The organism is Bradyrhizobium sp. MI1.7 (genome assembly GCF_055811795.1).
In genome coordinates, this window is record NZ_JBVVPO010000205.1 from 1 (window position 1) to 1,313 (window position 1,313).

2 protein-coding genes are annotated in these 1,313 nt (G+C 67.4%); both read right to left on the bottom strand.

Annotated features, from left to right (window positions below; translation table 11 throughout):
* Positions 1-500, bottom strand: a 500-nt coding sequence (locus AC0L3X_RS47105; RefSeq protein ID WP_473317604.1) for an MFS transporter, incomplete at its 3' end; no start/stop codon positions are given.
* 249 nt (positions 501-749) lie between these two features.
* Positions 750-1,313, bottom strand: a 564-nt coding sequence (locus AC0L3X_RS47110; protein WP_473317606.1) for a zinc-binding dehydrogenase, incomplete at its 5' end; no start/stop codon positions are given.

Genomic DNA, 1,313 nt, shown 5'->3' on the forward strand with positions numbered 1-1,313 from the left:
ACGCCACTGGCGACCGCTGCGGCGGCGGACCAGATGCCGATCGCACGGGCTTTCTTGTCGGCGGGAAAGGCCCGCCCGAGCACGGAAAGGCCGTTGGGCAGGATCACAGCTTCGCCCAAACCTTGCAGGAAGCGGCCGCCGATGAGCAGCGCGAAGCTCGGCGCGAAAGCAATTACGGCCGCGCCCAGGCCATAGAGAGCGATCCCCGCGAGGAATATCCGCTTCTGTCCGAACCGATCACCCAGAGCGCCGCCTACCAAGGTCAGGGCCGCGAGCGGAAGGAGCTCGGCGTTCATGACCCACTGCAGGTCAAGCGGCGACAGGCGCATGTCTCGGCCAATCGCCGCGAGCGCGACCGTGACGACGGCGCCGCTGACGAACACGAGGCAGCTGCCCAGGCTCGACGCGGCGAGCACCTTGGTGCTGCCCTGCGCTCCGACGGCCTTAGGCTCGGAGAGCGCCAGGCCGCGATCGGTCAGGGTCAGGGACGCGCTGCTCACGACCTGGCCGTCATGTCAGGTGGCGCGCTTCGCGGCGCGCGGGCTCATTGGCCGGCAGCCGAAGCCGAACTGCCGTGTCCGTTCGCGGATCACTTTTCGCAACATCAATTCAACCTCAAGCAGGCTTGCCATGAACCGCCGTCGCCTCCTGCCCGCGCCGCGCCGCCGGAGGCCACGGCCGAACGACGCCTAAACGTGGATGCGTGCCGTGCTGACGAGGAGCGCGGAACCGTTCTCCGCCCCAAGTTCTCACGGGCGAACGCGAACGATTGTCTTCCCCTTGCGTCGCTCGGTCCGATTGAAGGCGGCGATGGCGTCATCGAGGGTCGAGACGGTGCCGATGTTCGTCCGCAGTCGTCCGTCCCGCAGACGCTGGACGATCTCACCCAGTTGGGCGCGATCGGACTCGACAACGAAGTCGATCGCCAAGCCGTCGGCGGGCCGCGCCTCGGTCGGCCCGGCGATGGTCACCAGCGCTCCTCCCGCTCGAATCAGGCTTGCGGACCGCTTCGCGATGTCGCCGCCGAAGATATCGAAAACCAGATCGACGCCACCGACATCTTTCAGAGCGTCGTTCTCGAGGTCGACGAACTCATTCGCGCCGAAGTCGAGCACCGCCTGACGGTCGGCAACGCGTCCGGTGCCGATGACGTAGGCGCCGGCCTCACGTGCGAGTTGCGTCACCATCGAACCGACGACGCCAGCCGCACCGTGCGCAAGGACGGTCTGCCCCGACTGAAGGTGGCCGTGCACGAACAGTCCTTGCCACGCAGTCAGACCCGGCATCGGCAGGCTCGCGCCCACCGTGAAGTC